General features: G+C 68.7%; 13 protein-coding genes. 2 read left to right on the top strand and 11 right to left on the bottom strand.

The window, feature by feature from the left end; translation table 11 throughout:
- Window positions 1-77 precede the first annotated feature (77 nt).
- Complete coding sequence (locus tag AB0I43_RS32315; protein ID WP_356976436.1) at window positions 78-1313, top strand: family 2 encapsulin nanocompartment cargo protein terpene cyclase; 1236 nt, start codon at window positions 78-80, stop codon at window positions 1311-1313.
- 102 nt (window positions 1314-1415) lie between these two features.
- On the top strand, window positions 1416-2144 hold the full coding sequence (locus AB0I43_RS32310) for an ATP-binding cassette domain-containing protein (protein WP_356976435.1): 729 nt from the start codon (window positions 1416-1418) through the stop codon (window positions 2142-2144).
- On the opposite strand, the gene AB0I43_RS32305 is transcribed toward AB0I43_RS32310, so the two are convergent.
- The 11 genes from AB0I43_RS32305 to AB0I43_RS32255 all read right to left on the bottom strand — a co-directional run bounded on the left by AB0I43_RS32305 (window position 2136) and on the right by AB0I43_RS32255 (window position 13430).
- A complete protein-coding gene (locus AB0I43_RS32305; protein WP_356976433.1) occupies window positions 2136-3587 on the bottom strand; it encodes a hypothetical protein in 1452 nt (483 codons plus the stop codon). The genes AB0I43_RS32310 and AB0I43_RS32305 overlap by 9 nt on opposite strands.
- An 11-nt stretch (window positions 3588-3598) precedes the next feature.
- Window positions 3599-4207, bottom strand: a complete 609-nt coding sequence (locus AB0I43_RS32300) for a TetR/AcrR family transcriptional regulator (protein ID WP_356976431.1) — start codon at window positions 4205-4207, stop codon at window positions 3599-3601.
- A gap of 49 nt (window positions 4208-4256) precedes the next feature.
- Window positions 4257-5762, bottom strand: a complete 1506-nt coding sequence (locus tag AB0I43_RS32295; protein WP_357433182.1) for a carboxylesterase family protein — start codon at window positions 5760-5762, stop codon at window positions 4257-4259.
- A gap of 81 nt (window positions 5763-5843) precedes the next feature.
- Window positions 5844-6707, bottom strand: coding sequence for an alpha/beta hydrolase (locus AB0I43_RS32290; RefSeq protein WP_356976427.1), 864 nt, complete (start codon window positions 6705-6707; stop codon window positions 5844-5846).
- Window positions 6708-6790: 83 nt separating this feature from the next.
- Window positions 6791-8206: a glutamate decarboxylase gene (locus tag AB0I43_RS32285; protein WP_356976425.1), complete on the bottom strand. Its 1416-nt coding sequence runs from the start codon at window positions 8204-8206 to the stop codon at window positions 6791-6793.
- Between the two features lie 35 nt (window positions 8207-8241).
- Window positions 8242-8733 carry a DUF6069 family protein gene (locus AB0I43_RS32280; protein ID WP_356976423.1) on the bottom strand — a complete coding sequence of 164 codons (492 nt, stop codon included), beginning with the start codon at window positions 8731-8733 and terminating at the stop codon, window positions 8242-8244.
- An 86-nt stretch (window positions 8734-8819) separates the two neighbouring features.
- On the bottom strand, window positions 8820-9494 hold the full coding sequence (locus tag AB0I43_RS32275) for an MBL fold metallo-hydrolase (RefSeq protein WP_356976421.1): 675 nt from the start codon (window positions 9492-9494) through the stop codon (window positions 8820-8822).
- A gap of 29 nt (window positions 9495-9523) precedes the next feature.
- Complete coding sequence (locus tag AB0I43_RS32270) at window positions 9524-10621, bottom strand: alcohol dehydrogenase catalytic domain-containing protein (protein ID WP_356976419.1); 1098 nt, start codon at window positions 10619-10621, stop codon at window positions 9524-9526.
- A complete protein-coding gene (locus AB0I43_RS32265; RefSeq protein WP_356976418.1) occupies window positions 10618-11610 on the bottom strand; it encodes a hypothetical protein in 993 nt (330 codons plus the stop codon). The genes AB0I43_RS32270 and AB0I43_RS32265 overlap by 4 nt, the downstream gene beginning before the upstream one ends.
- A 21-nt stretch (window positions 11611-11631) precedes the next feature.
- Entirely contained in the window at window positions 11632-12603 is a 972-nt protein-coding gene (locus tag AB0I43_RS32260) for a TAXI family TRAP transporter solute-binding subunit (protein ID WP_356976417.1), read from the bottom strand.
- Entirely contained in the window at window positions 12600-13430 is an 831-nt protein-coding gene (locus AB0I43_RS32255; protein ID WP_356976416.1) for a fumarylacetoacetate hydrolase family protein, read from the bottom strand. Before AB0I43_RS32255 ends, AB0I43_RS32260 begins: the two co-directional genes overlap by 4 nt.
- Window positions 13431-13432 lie beyond the last annotated feature (2 nt).

Here is a 13432-nt window from a genome sequence, read left to right as displayed (position 1 = left end):
CGCCGGGCGCGGCAGCCGATAGTCGAGGTCGGCGTTCCGTGCTGTCTTCAACCATGACCTGCGACGGGAGAAGTGCTGTGACAAGTCTCGACCACGACCAGACCAGCCCGACCGACGAACCGCAACCACCCGGCCGCCACACCCGGCTACTGGACGGACCACACGGGCTGGGCACCGACCTCGCCACCCGCTTCTCGTCACCGGCCCGCGCCGAACCCGAACCGACGCCGCCGCCACCCCGAGCCGGCGTCCCGAATCTTCGCGATCCGGGACAATCGCTGGGCGAGAGCGCGTTTCGGATTCCGATCCGGCGCCCGGCGGCCGAGCTCGAGCCCTATCACGACCTGGAGTGGGGCGACGGGTCCGCCCCGCCGCTGTACTGCCCGCTCGCCACCCGCATCGATGACGACCTCGCCGACCGGATCGACGACCGCCTCGTCGCCTGGGCGCACTCCCTCGGCTTCACCGACGACGAACTCGAGAAGCTGCGCCGGACCGGCTACGGACGGCTGGTCATGCTGACCCACACCGATTCCGACGACCCCGATCGTCTGCTGGTCCCGGCTCAGATGAACACCGCCTGGTGGATGGCCGACGACTACTACGCCGACGATTCGGCCCTCGGCGCGGACCCGACCCGGCTGCCGCAGCGCCTCACCCTGGCGATGGCGGCCCTCGACCCGCTGCCCGAGGCCGGCGAGTTCAGCACCCCGCTGACGGAGGTGCTGCGCGAGGACAAGGTGCTGCGCGCCTTCGGTTCGGCGATCGCGAACCTGCGCGCCCACGCCACCCCCGCCCAGGTGCAGCGCGCCTGCTACGCGACATTCACGATGTTCGTGTCCTGGACCGCCTACGCCGCATGGCGGCACACCGGCGAATCACCCACGGCGTGGGAGTATCTCGCGGCCCGCCAGCACGACACCTTCTACACCTCGATGACGCTGATCGATCCGGTCGCCGGATACGAGGTGCCCGCGAACCTCTTCTACGACGACCGGGTCCGCCAGGCCGCGTTCCGCGCGGGCACCGCGGCCGTGCTGGTCAACGATCTGTTCTCGGTGAAGAAGGACGCCGCCGACGAGATGCCCGTCAGCAATATGGTGCTGCAGATCGCCGCCGATCGCGGGTGCTCGATCCAGGAGGCGACCGAGATCACCGTCGATCTGCACAACCGGATGGTGCGCCAGTTCGAGGACGACCACCGCGCGCTGCGGGCGATCCCCTCCCCCGAACTGCAGCTGTTCCTGCGCGGTGTGCGCGATTGGATGGCCGGGTCGTTCGAATGGCACAACACGAATCCCCGCTACCGCTGACCCGCCCGTTCCGGCCGCGAGGACAGCGCTGACCTCGCGACCGGATTCCGCGCCCGGACGAGTCGGCTACAGTCGGCCGCACCATCCGGGAAGCGAGCCACCTTGAACGCCGCACTGCGTAACCTCACCGTGCACATCGATACCGGACGCTGGAGCGAGACCGTCCTCACCGCCGTGGATCTGACGGTGCCCGCGGGCGCCATCACCGCCGTGCTCGGCGGTCCGGGTGCGGGCAAGTCGATGATCGCGGCGGCCCTGTCCGGGCGCTTGCCCGCCACGGCGCAATGTCGCGGGCAGATTCTGATCGGGGCCGAGTCCGTGCCCCCGTACCCCGGGCTGCAGAGCCAGGTCGTCGGGTACGTTCCCCAGGAAGGGCTGAGCGCCTTCGATCCACACGAGACGGTCGGCGCGCAGCTGCGCGCCCTGCACGCCCGTCATCACGCGTGGAGTATCGAACGTGCCTGTGCCGCAGCGTATTACCCCTTGGATACGCAGGAGCTGCTCCCGCACCAACACTCCGGCGGACAAATCCAGCGCGCCGCACTGGCCGCGGCATTGCTGCCCGCGCCACCGATTCTCATCGCCGACGGCCCGACCAATTCCCTCGACGCGGGCACGGCCTACGCGGTGTGGAAGTCGTTGCGCGCCTATGCCGACTCGGGAGCGGCGGTGCTCGTGGTGAGCAACGAACTGCGCACGATGATCACCGGCGGCTTCGCCGACCAACTGGTGCTGCTGGAAGAGGGCCGTGTGCTCGCCACCGGCCCGGCCATGGAGTTGCTGGACTCGAACCCCCTGGTCCAGGCCCTGTGGCGAGCCGGCTCAGAGTGAGACTACTGCGATACCGTGCGGGTCGAGCGTGAGGATGCCCCCTCGGAACGGTTTCCGTCCATCGACCGTGTCGACTTCGCCCGCTCCGTCGAACTCGGGGATGGCGACCTCGACCGTGCTCGCTGTCTTGTTGATCAGCAACACCTTTCGGTCACCGGCGGCGCACACGAACCCTCGCGCGTGGACGCGCGGATCCGGAAACCCCTGCACCCCGGTCGTCGTGGTCACCAGCCCGTCACCGACGCCGAAGTGTCGCAGCAGCAACGCGAGCGCCTCGTAGCGGGTGTTGGGCGCGCCGGTCTCCCAATCGATCAGACTCACGCCCGGGATCATGCCCGGATAGTCCATGAATTCGGCGATACCGACGAGATCGATGCCGAGGCCGACGAGTTCGGCCCACAGGTAGGTCTGCACCGAGGCGCTCAACGCCCAGTACGAGTCGGGAATCTCGGGCGCGGGGTTCATCACGTCGGGCGCGTAGGTGCCGAGTTCGTTGATGAAGGTCGCGACGCCGGGCGCCAGCCGCCTGCGCAGCGAATCGATGAAACGGACCTGGTCGAGAAACGCGTCGGCCTGGGCGAAGAAGATGTCGCGCCAATGCGCGCTCGGCGCGTTCCCCTGCGGTCCGAAGGGATTGGCGATCTCGGGCTGGGCGTAGAAGTGATAGGAGATGGCGTCGATCGGCACCCCTTCGGCATGGTTGGCCGGATCGAGGAAGTGCCAGAAGTACTTCGGCTGATGGTGCACGTGACTCAACGAGAGCCCGACGAACTTCATGTCCGGGTCCAGCGGGGCCAGCCGGGTGACGATGGCGTCGTAGAGTTTCGTGTAGACCGCCGGCGGAATCCGATGCCCGATGTCGGGCTCGCACAGCACCTCCCAGTAGGCGAACCGGTAGCGATGCCCGGATTCGTGCCACCGGCCCAGCTCGTCGGTGAACCCGCCCGCGATGTACCAGCTCGCCAGCCGGTAGAAGTAGTCGGCGACCTCGGCGCAGCTGGGATCGCGCAGTTCACTGCCCTGCTCGTAGTCCCAGTGGTTCTCGTCGAGATCCTCCGAAACCACCACGGGCGCCTCGGTGACGAACATCCAGGTCGGAATGGTGGCGAAGTTCGCCACCACCGGTCTGCCCTCGGCGGCGGCGATGAAATCCTCGACGAACGGATCGAGCAGCGTGAAATCCCACGAGGTCTCGGTGTCGGTCGGCGGAGTGAGCTCGGGCACCGCCACCCGGGGATGGCTGAACCAAGGCAGGAACCGGGCCAGGTCCACGCGCAGGGCGCGCAACGCCTCGAATGCCCTGTCGTGAATCGGCGATTCCCGGCGTAGCGGGGGCGCGGTCCACAGGTGTGTGGTGAGGGTGGTCCGCGAGGTGAAAGTCGTTTCGCCCCAATTCATCTGCACGGTGACGGGCGGTGCCGCGACGGGTGCGTCTGTACTCATGTGCCTGTTCCTCACTCCAGCGAACGCGCGACGCCGAGGGCAGGCAGGATCGCCTGATCAACGATCGCGGCAAGAATCGGGGCATCCGGCAGCTCCCCCGTATCGATCTGATGCTTGATCACCAGCGCCTCACCGATATCGACAACCACCGGGGTCACCAGCCGTGCGTCGATCCGGCCCTGCGCGGCATAGTGTTCGATGACGGTGCGAGTGAACCGGGTGCCATGGGTGTCGAAAACCTTGGCGTACAACGCCTCGACGAGATCCGGCCGCCGCTGCCGCTCGGCGAGAATCGCCGCGACCGCCGGAGCCGTAGGCCCAGCCAGCCAGCCCACCAACTGCTCCAGCGCCCGCACCAGATCCGACCGCAACCCCCCACCGTCCAGCGCGATCGTCTCCACCGGATGAGCCTGCGCGAGCGCGTCCAGCAGCAACTCCTCCGCAGAAGTCCAATGCCGGTAGATCGACGTCTTCGCCACCCCGGCTCGCCGCGACACCCCCTCCACCGACAGCCGCCCCAGCCCCACCTCGGCAACCTCGGCGATCACCGCACTCCGGCATGCGTGCAGCACATCCTCCAGCGACCGTCGGCGCACCTGTTTCTCGTCGCTCCGAACCATACGAAAATCTTAGCTACGAATGCGTAGCTCCGCAACCGTATCTAGCGAACTACTCGGCACTGCACACACGTAATGCCTTGAACCGGTGCGAGCGCCAGATCCAACGCGAGCGCTCTTCCGGATAGGCGCCGTCGTACGGCTGTGCCGAGTACACGCGAGTACATCGGTGCCGCGCGTCGAATTCGCCCCATCCCGGATGGCCGGACCGAGCGAACCGCACCCAATCCGCGCGCATACGCTCCCCGACCTCGACCGCCTCAGCGACGGCGTTCCGATACGCGCTCGGGTGAGCTTCTATGTCCGCGGCGGTGAGCGTGCCGAAGACGAGCAGGAAATCCAGGCTGTGCGAGGCTTCTTGGTCTCGGTTGTACCCCCAGCACAGTTCGTACATCCAAGCGCGACCACCGCCGACGTGCTGCGCCTGGGCCAGATGCAAACTAGGCATCCGGAACAGCCAGTCCGCATTCACGATCTCGTGCAACCGCGCGGCCGTGGCGTCGGGGTACGCGGCGAGATACCCGCCGTCGCCGGGCACCCCACGCAGCCGCGCGATGGTCTCAGCGAGTTGCTCGCCCGTACATTCTCGATCCGAATCCGCGACGAACAAGCGGTATTCGTCGCGGGTGTGCCCGACCAGCAACTCGATACCGCGGGCCGCACCGTCGGCCAACGCCTGCCACGGGGCCCGCGGCAGGCGGTCATGGTCGAGAACCGGCGAAAAGGGCGTCGGAGTCAGCGCCATCGGACCCCACTGCTCGGCGAACTCCGGCATGATCGCGATGAGCGCCTGTGTCGCGTCGACGAGGGCACCGGGAGGAACGGAAGCAAGATCCTCGACCTCGACTCGAGCGCCGAGTCGCCCGGTAATGACACCCGAGATCGCCGCCGCGAGATCGGGTGCGAAGAAGGTGCCCGGCACGCTTTGCGCTATCGCGCGACGAAAAAGTCCGGCCGCCAAGGGCATCGAGATCAACGCCGCGATACAGCCCGCGCCCGCGGACTGGCCGAACACGGTGACATTGCCGGGATCGCCGCCGAACCGGTCGATATTGCGCCGCGTCCAGTGCAGGGCGGCGATCTGGTCGAGAATGCCGCGGTTGTCCGGAGCGCCGGCGATGTGAGCGAATCCCTCGAATCCGGTGCGGTACTCGATGCTGACGACCACCACACCGGCGGCCGCCAGGCGTGCGCCGTCGACATGAGGATCGCCCGAGCTCCCCTCCAGATAGGCTCCCCCGTGGATCCACACCATGACCGGCATCCCCACCCGGCCGAGCTCGGGCGACCAGACATTCACAGTCAGGCAGTCATCCGACCCGTCCTCGACGACACCGCCCGCGGCGCGCATCACCGAACCCGAGTGCCCGGCCTGCGGCACCGGAGAACCGAACGCCACCGCCGCACGCACGCCATCCCAGCCCTCGAGTTCGGCGGGCGCCTGGAACCTGCGCGCCCCGAACGGCGGTGGGGCATAGGGGATGCCGCGGAACACCGCGATCTCGTTCTCCCAGCCGCCCCGCACCCACCCCGCCGCCGTACGGATCTCGGCGTCCATCACTCCCCCTGAAACCTGCGCAGCTCCAACGAGATCGAACACTACCGTCGAGCCGGAACAGCCGAGCGTGTTGCCGAGCGGCTACAACGCGAGCATCGCGGTCGCGATCTGGTCGGATGCGTTGGGGCGCAAACCGGTTCCCATGTCGTCGAGGACGAGGAGCTGGGCGCCGGGGATGTCGGCGGCGAGGGCTTCGCCGTTGCCGACGGGGAAGAAGGGGTCGGTGCGGCCGTGGACGATGAGGGTGGGGGTGGTGAGGGTGTGGAGGCGTTCGCGCCAGCGGGGGGTGCAGTCGAGGCGGGAGAAGACCATGCCGAGTTGGTTGGCCTGGTGGACGGCGGGGTCGGCCGAGGGGGTGCGGTCCCAGATGCGGGCCGCGGTGGCTCGCGCGTACTCCGGGTCGTCGCCCAGTGGTCCGGCGCCGGCGGCGGCGAATGTCGCGACGGCGTCGCGGTCGGTCCAGTCCGGAAAGGGGTGGGCGAACAGGGCGTTCAGGACCGCGCCGTCGTGGTCGGGCAGATCCGGGTCCACGGGGCCCGGGGCCACCGGGCGAGTGCCGACCAGGGTCAGGGCGGTGAACGCTTCCGGATAATCCAGTGCGGCGACCTGCGCGACCATCCCGCCGACGCCGACGCCGCCGAGGTGCGCTGCCTCCGCGCCGAGCGCCCGGACCAGGGCGGCCGCGTCGGCGGCGAGATCGCGCAGGTCGTAGGCGGGATGCTCCGGGTCGAGGGTGGTCGAGGCGCCGGAGTCGCGCAGGTCGTAGCGGACCACGCGCCGACTGCCAGCGGCGAGCCGCGCGCACAGCGCGTCGGGCCAGGACAGCATGGTGGTGCCGCCGGCCAGCAGGATCAGCGGATCATCCTCGTTGCCGAAGCTTTCGATGCCGAGATCCACCCCGTTGGCCCGCACGGTGGTCGTGCCCGCCCGAATCGGTCCTGTCATGCCTGAACTCCTGTCTGTCGATCTACCTCACAGATACCGACGACAGCGCCGCCCGAAAGTCATCGCTCCGACCGTGCCGCGGCTCAGCCGGAGACCTTCGCTCCGACCGTCGGCCCCGGCTCCGGCACGGCCGCCTTCGCGGAGTGGGTGAACCCGCCCGCGTCCGCCTTCGTCAGCGGCTCGGCCATCGGGTTCTTGCGCAGCGCGGCGATGCTGCGTTCCACGTCGGCGAGCAGCAGATCGATGATGTCGATCGTGAACCCGTGCCGCAGCACCGCACGCATGATCACCTGATCGCCGCGATTGTCGGGCAGCGGGTAGGCGGCGATCAGCCAGCCTCGGGTGCGCAGCCGATCGGACAGGTCGTAGAGGTTGAAGCCGATGTCCTCCTCTTTCAACTGCCAGGACACCGCGGTGATGCCGCGCCGCGGATCGCCGTCGTGGATCATCTCGAAGTAGCCGAGTTTCGTCAGCCCGGCCGCCAAATGCTGTGCTACCGCGTAGATCTGGGCTTGCACGCGGCTGTACCCGGTACGGCCGAGACGAATGAAATCGTAGTACTGGGTGATGGTCTGGCTGCCCGGGCGCGAGAAGTTCAGGTTGAAGGTCGCCATGCTGCCGCCGAGGTAGTCGACGTTGAAGATCAGCTCTTCGGGCAGGTCCGCGGCTTCGCGCCAGATCGCCCAGCCCGCGCCCAGCGGCGCGAGGCCGGTCTTGTGGCCGGAGGCGTTGATGGATTTCACGCGCGGTAACCGGAAGTCCCACACCAGGTCCGGCGCGCAGAACGGCGCCAGGAAGCCGCCGCTGGCCGCGTCGACGTGCAGGGGAATGTCCAGGCCGGTCGTGGCCTGGATGTCGTCGAGCGCGGCGCTGAGGGCGGCGACGTCTTCGAACAGGCCGGTGAAGGTCTGGCCGAATGTCGGCACGACCATGATGGTGTTGGCGTCCACATGCGCGGCCAGGTCGTCGGGGTGCATGGTGAGGCGGTCCCCGCGCAGCGGGATCTGGCGGATCTCGACGTCGAAGTAGCGCGCGAACTTTTCCCAGCAAACCTGGACAGCGCCACATACGAAATTTGGAATCCCGGTGCCGCCGTTCTTGCGCCAGCGGAATTTCGCGGCCAGCCCGCCCAGCATCGCGGCCTCGCTGGAACCGGTCGTGGAGGTGCCCAGGGTGCTGCGCGGTTCGGGGGCGTGCCACAGATCCGCGAGCATGTGCACGCAGCGTTCTTCGATCGCGGCGGTCTGCGGATATTCGTCTTTGTCGACGATGTTCTTGTCCAGCGACTCGTTCATCAGCCGGCGGGCCTGGTCGTCGATCCAGGTGGTGCAGAAGGTGGCCAGATTCATCCGGGAGACGCCGTCGAGCATGAGTTCGTCGTGCACCAGTTCGTAGGCGACCTGCGGGAACATCTCCTGGCTCGGAAATTCGCCTTTGGGCGCACTCCGGCGGATGCCGGGCATGGCGAACAGATCGTCGCGATCGCGGTCGTCGGTCATCTCGCCTCCACTGGATTGCTGCCGGGGTCGTGCGGTCAGTACCGCGGCGCGTCGTTCAGCGAGGCGGCGCCGACGGAACTGAGCATGGACGTGATGCACAGTCCGACAATGAGATTGAGGGCCGCGGTCGCGATCTTGGCGTCCAGGTCGGCGACCAGGGTGAACTGGGCGATGACCGCGACGGCCGTGAGCAGCAGGCAGATCCAGGTGAAGAACGTCAGCGGGCTCGGCATGACCAGCAGCAGCACCATGAGCAGGGCGGTCGCCACCAGGGCGGCGCCCGCCGCGGCCAGCGCGTAGGAGGTGGTCGACACCGTGCCGTAGGCCCCGGCCCCCTCCGGGGACAGGATCGCGACGCCGAGCACTCCGCGCACCAGCATGATGGCGACCACGACCAGCAGCGCGACGACGACCGCCGTGCCGATGCCCCCGGCCCAGAGCTTGCCCAGGTTCACCTTCGAGGGCGGCTCCTCCCGGGAGGGGTAGCGCGGGTCCTCTGGTCCGTAGCTGTAGCGGGGATCGGCCATAGCTCGAAGGTACTACTGCCCCGCGGCGAACCGGCCGCTCCCACGCGCGGCCGGTCCGCCGATTTCCTCGCGGTTCGCGCTCGCGGCTAGGACGCGATCGAGTGCGAGCTCCCGGGTTCGAGAACCAGCACCTCGGTGCCCTCGGGCGCGAGGTTCCGCAGCAGCCCGCAGTGCATGTTCTGGTGCGCCGGCGCCAGACCGGCCTGGTGGATCGGCACGACGACCCGCGGGGAGATGCGCCGCAGAAAATCGATGCCCTCGCCGATCTTCATCCACGGCCCGCCGATCGGCAGCAACAGCACCTCGACCGCGACGGCGATCTCGTCGAAGGCGTCCCCGGGATGGAAGACCCGGTCGTCGATCAGATAGCCGACGTTTTCCGAGGCCGGCAGGTCGGGATGGACGCACGCGTGTGCGCCGCCGGTGATCGCGATCTCGTGCCCGAGCAGCGACAGTGTCCGGCCCGGCTCGGCGATCCGCGCGGGCCTGCGCATGTGCGCGGGATAGCCGGGATCGTCGACGGCGGTCAGGGCATCCTTGCCGACGACCAGGTGGGCGGCCGGGTTGGCCCGCAGCAACGCCGCGAGCCGGGGGGCGTCGAGATGATCGGGGTGGGCGTGGGTGATCAGGATCAGGTCGAGGCCCGTGAGGTCCTCGAAGTCCCGCGAATAGGTGCCGGGATCGAACAGGATCCGGGTCGAGGTCTCGGCGGCCGGGAGTTCCACGAGCACGCAGGCGTGCCCGAAGTGGGTGAGTTTCATGGTTTTTCGTCTTCCGTCGGAGCGAAGTCTCAGGGGTTGACCACGGTCATCCACATCGGCTCGGCGCGATTCACCATCGCCTCCACCGCCGCGGCGGCGTCGGCGAGCGGGAAACGCTGGGTGATCAGCTCGTCGGCTCGCAACGCGCCCGAGCCGAGCAGTTCGAGGACCTGGGTGGCGTCGGATCTGGTGCAGGCGCGCGTGCCGACGAAACGCCAGCAGTTGACCATCAGCGCCAGCGGCGGCAGCGTCATCGGCGTGGCGTTGCCGCCCATGTGGGCGAGGGTGCCGCCGGTGCGCAGCGCCGCCATCGCCTGCGCGGTGGCCGCGCCGGCCGGAATGTAGTCCGCGACGGCGTGCACGCCCGCCGGCGCCAGCTCGCGCAGCCGGCGGGTGAGACCGCCGGTGCTCTCCCAGTCCGGCGGCAACTCCTCCAGCGCGATCGTCTCGACCCGCACCGCGCCCGCCAGCGGCCGGACGGCGTCGAGTCGTTCGGCGGAGCGCCCGACCAGCAGCAGCCGCGCGATGCCGAAGTGCTCGGCGAGTTTGATCGTCGCGGTGCCCATCGTCCCGGTGGCCGCGGTGGCGACCACCGTGGCGCCCAGCGGCAGCTGGGCGCATTTCAGGATTCGCACCACGTTCGCCAGATCGTGCACCTTGGCGGCCACGTCGAAGCCGACGTTCGCCGGGAGCTGGTCGATCAGCCAGTGCGGCACCCGGACATATTCGGCGAGCCCGCCGTCGTGGTAGCGCTCGTAGAGCGGCATCGGCGCCGCACCGAACGCGGCGTGCCCGATCATCGCCTGTTGCGGGCACATCATGTCGCGGTCGGTGCGGCAGTACTCGCAGCTGCGGCAGTTCAGGTTGGGGTGCACCCGCACGCGATCGCCGACCGCGACGTCGGCGACCTGCTCCCCCACCGCGGCGACGGTGCCGGCCGCTTCGTGCCCGAGTGTGGTCGGAAGATGTTTGAACGCACCCATTTTCAGCAGGGCGATCATGCCGGGCGCCAGGCCGGCGGCGGCGACCCGCACCACGACGTCGAGGGGTCCCGGCCGCGGAATCGGAATCTGTTCGAGGGACAGCGTGTGTGCGCCTTGGGTGGCACGGACCGCGAGCATGCTCATCGCGCGCTCCGCTCCGCGGTGAGAGCCTCGAGCCGCTCGGCGGTGCAGGGCTCGGCCGTGCGCGAGGTCTCGGCGACCTGCGGTAGTGCGCGATCGGAGAGCAGACTGAGGTAGGCCCCCTCGTCCCGGCCGACACTGGCGTGGGCGATGCCGAGCGGGATCCGGACGAAATCACCCGGCTCGAGGTCGACGATCCCGCGCTGGGTGACCAGCGTGCGCACCCCGCTGATCTGGTACTGGATCTCGTCGGCGTCCAGGGTGCGGCGGTAGCGTCGCGCGCCCTCGGCGGTGAAAGTGTGTGTGCCCAAACGGAATCGATCCGTCGCGAACAACGGATTCGAGCCCGGCTCGACGGCGAAGACCGACATCCGCTCGCTCTCCGCGCCGACGCGGTTCAGCAGTGCGTGCTCATCGATGGGGAACACGGTGATGTCGTGCCCCGGTGAGCCCATGCACTGGGTGACGGCCTCGTTGAGCTGCCCCGGCTGCCACCCGGGGAAGGGCGGCAGCACTGCCGCCGATGTTCTTACGGCGCTGCCGATTTCGGTGACCGGTGCCGGAATGTAGAACAGCAGGTGGCTTTCGGTGCGTCCGTAGTTGTCGTGCGCGACCCCGCGTGGGATGCGGGAGAACTCACCGGGCCGGTGCTCGATGGTGCCGAGTTCGGTCATCAGGGTGCGCTCGCCGTCGATCTGATAGGAGATCTCGTCGACATCGCAATTGCGGTGATAGAACGGCTGGCGATTGTCCATCGTCTGCCATTCGATGCGGATCTGGTCGTTCTCGTAGACGCCGCGCGGCGGCGCGAACGGCTGTGCCCGGTACCGCTGCGGAAAATGGACGACCGTCAGCGGCGGGTGGTCGCGCCACAGCTTGATCGGCAGCGTGCCCGGGTGCGGCGGGGCGAGCAGATCCCGTTCGTCGCGGCGGATGCTGCGCAGCGGAACCTCGGACGTCATGGTGACGATGTCTTCGATGACAACACTCATGCCAGAGACCTCTTTGTCTCGTCAGGAAGCGAATTCGGCGCCGGGCAGCGCCTGGTAGTAGGCCGCGGCACCGGGGTGCAGCGGAATCGGGGTGCGGCCCATCGTCTGCGGGTCGAGCGGATAGGTGACCGGACTGCGTTCGGGCGCGATGTGCAGGTACTGCGCCTCGAGGAGATGGCGGGTCTCCCCCAGGACCCAGGCGACCGCGTAGGCGACGTCCTCGGGAAGATCGGCGCGGGTCACGACCAGGAAATCGGAGAAATCCAGGGTCTGGAAGGCGCTCCGACCGGGGAAGAACTCGTCGGCGACGGTGGCGGCGGGCCAGCCGAAGTCCCGGTCGAAGGAGGCGAGCACCTCGGGCTCGACCTCGAGGAAATGGAAGTCGCCGCCGAACTGCTGCCACTGCGGCAGCATCACGGCCTCGTGCACGATCGCGTCGGCGCGACCGACCAGGACGTGATCGAAGGATTCGAACGGTCGCTCGTCGCCGAGGAACTGCCCGCCCCAGGCTTCGATGTCGACGCCGGATCGGGCCAGCAGTTCGTGCGCGGCCAGGCCGACGGCGTTGATGCCGTCGTCGACCGAGGTCGCCACCCGCAGCGCCGGTTTCCGCTCGCGCAGTTCGGCGAACGAGCCGATCCCGTGCCGGGCGTGCACCGCGCAGACCAGCCGATCCCGTTGCGGCACTACGCCGAGCGCGCGCAGGCCGGGATAGTGCTCGTCGCGATAGGTGCCGCGGCCGTCCAGCGCGACCGCGGTGAAGGCGGCGGGGGTGGTCAGGGCGATGTCGACCACCCCGCGGCCGACCGCGCGCACATTGTCGGAGAAGCCGCGGCCGTTCCAGATGCCGACGCGGGTGTGCGGGCCGGCCCGGTCGGTCAGTTCCTGCGAGATCCAGCCGCAGACCCGGTGCAGGTTGGCCATGCCCCAGTCGCCTTGCAGCTCGAGGCGGAGCGAGCGATCGATCCTGGGTTCGACGGGACGGGCGCTCATGCCGTGACCTCCGCGCGAACCAGGTTGCGGACCGAGCCGACACCGTCGATCTCCACGCTGACCTGATCGCCGTCGCGCAGGAAAAGCTGTGGGTCACGGCGATAGCCGACGCCGCCGGGCGTGCCGGTCAGGATCACGTCGCCCACGGCCAGGGTGGTGAAGGTGGAGATCTCGGCGATCAGGCGGGGGATGGAGAAGATCAGCATCGACAGGTCCGACTCCTGGACCTTCTCGCCGTTGAGCACGGTGCGGATCCCCGCCGTCGACAGGTCCACCTCGGCCGGGGGCACCAACGCGGGCCCCAGCGGCGTGCTCGCCTGCCACGCCTTGCCCTGCATCCACTGATGGGTCTTGTACTGGAAGTCCCGCATCGTGATGTCGTTGGCCACGCTGTAGCCGAGAACGTGCTCGGCCGCGGAGGTTTCGGCGATGCGGCGGCCCGGCCGTCCGATCACGACGGCCAGTTCGCCCTCGTAGTCCACCTGGCTCGATTCCGGCGGCAGCACGATGTCGTCGTAGGCGCCGATCAGACTGTCGGCGAACTTGGGAAACAGCACCGGATAGGTCGGCAGCTCGCGGTGGGCCTCGGTGACGTGCGCGCGATAATTCAGCCCGACGCAGAACACCTTCGAGGGGCTGGGCACCACCGGCAGCAGCCGGACGCGCTCGATCTCGACCCGGCCGCCGGTGTCGCGCTCGGCGGCCGCCAGGGCTTCCGGTGTTGTCGCCGAACCGATTTCGGAGAATCCGCCCAGCGGCACCAGGGTCGAGCCCTGAACTTCGCCGACGCGGCGTTCGCCGCGATATTCGTAGGTCGCGTACGCCATTG

The organism is Nocardia sp. NPDC050435, from assembly GCF_040655395.1.
GTDB lineage: Bacteria > Actinomycetota > Actinomycetes > Mycobacteriales > Mycobacteriaceae > Nocardia.
The sequence above is the reverse complement of the archived record's forward strand: the minus strand, read 5'-3'. Positions and strand labels throughout refer to the sequence as shown.

Coding starts and splice junctions, on each gene's coding strand:
- AB0I43_RS32270 (WP_356976419.1), bottom strand. CDS start 10,621: ATGAGCATGCTCGCGGTCCGTGCCACCCAAGGCGCACACACGCTGTCC.
- AB0I43_RS32290 (WP_356976427.1), bottom strand. CDS start 6,707: ATGACAGGACCGATTCGGGCGGGCACGACCACCGTGCGGGCCAACGGG.
- AB0I43_RS32285 (WP_356976425.1), bottom strand. CDS start 8,206: ATGACCGACGACCGCGATCGCGACGATCTGTTCGCCATGCCCGGCATC.
- AB0I43_RS32255 (WP_356976416.1), bottom strand. CDS start 13,430: ATGGCGTACGCGACCTACGAATATCGCGGCGAACGCCGCGTCGGCGAA.
- AB0I43_RS32300 (WP_356976431.1), bottom strand. CDS start 4,207: ATGGTTCGGAGCGACGAGAAACAGGTGCGCCGACGGTCGCTGGAGGAT.
- AB0I43_RS32275 (WP_356976421.1), bottom strand. CDS start 9,494: ATGAAACTCACCCACTTCGGGCACGCCTGCGTGCTCGTGGAACTCCCG.
- AB0I43_RS32260 (WP_356976417.1), bottom strand. CDS start 12,603: ATGAGCGCCCGTCCCGTCGAACCCAGGATCGATCGCTCGCTCCGCCTC.
- AB0I43_RS32305 (WP_356976433.1), bottom strand. CDS start 3,587: ATGAGTACAGACGCACCCGTCGCGGCACCGCCCGTCACCGTGCAGATG.
- AB0I43_RS32265 (WP_356976418.1), bottom strand. CDS start 11,610: ATGAGTGTTGTCATCGAAGACATCGTCACCATGACGTCCGAGGTTCCG.
- AB0I43_RS32280 (WP_356976423.1), bottom strand. CDS start 8,733: ATGGCCGATCCCCGCTACAGCTACGGACCAGAGGACCCGCGCTACCCC.
- AB0I43_RS32295 (WP_357433182.1), bottom strand. CDS start 5,762: ATGGACGCCGAGATCCGTACGGCGGCGGGGTGGGTGCGGGGCGGCTGG.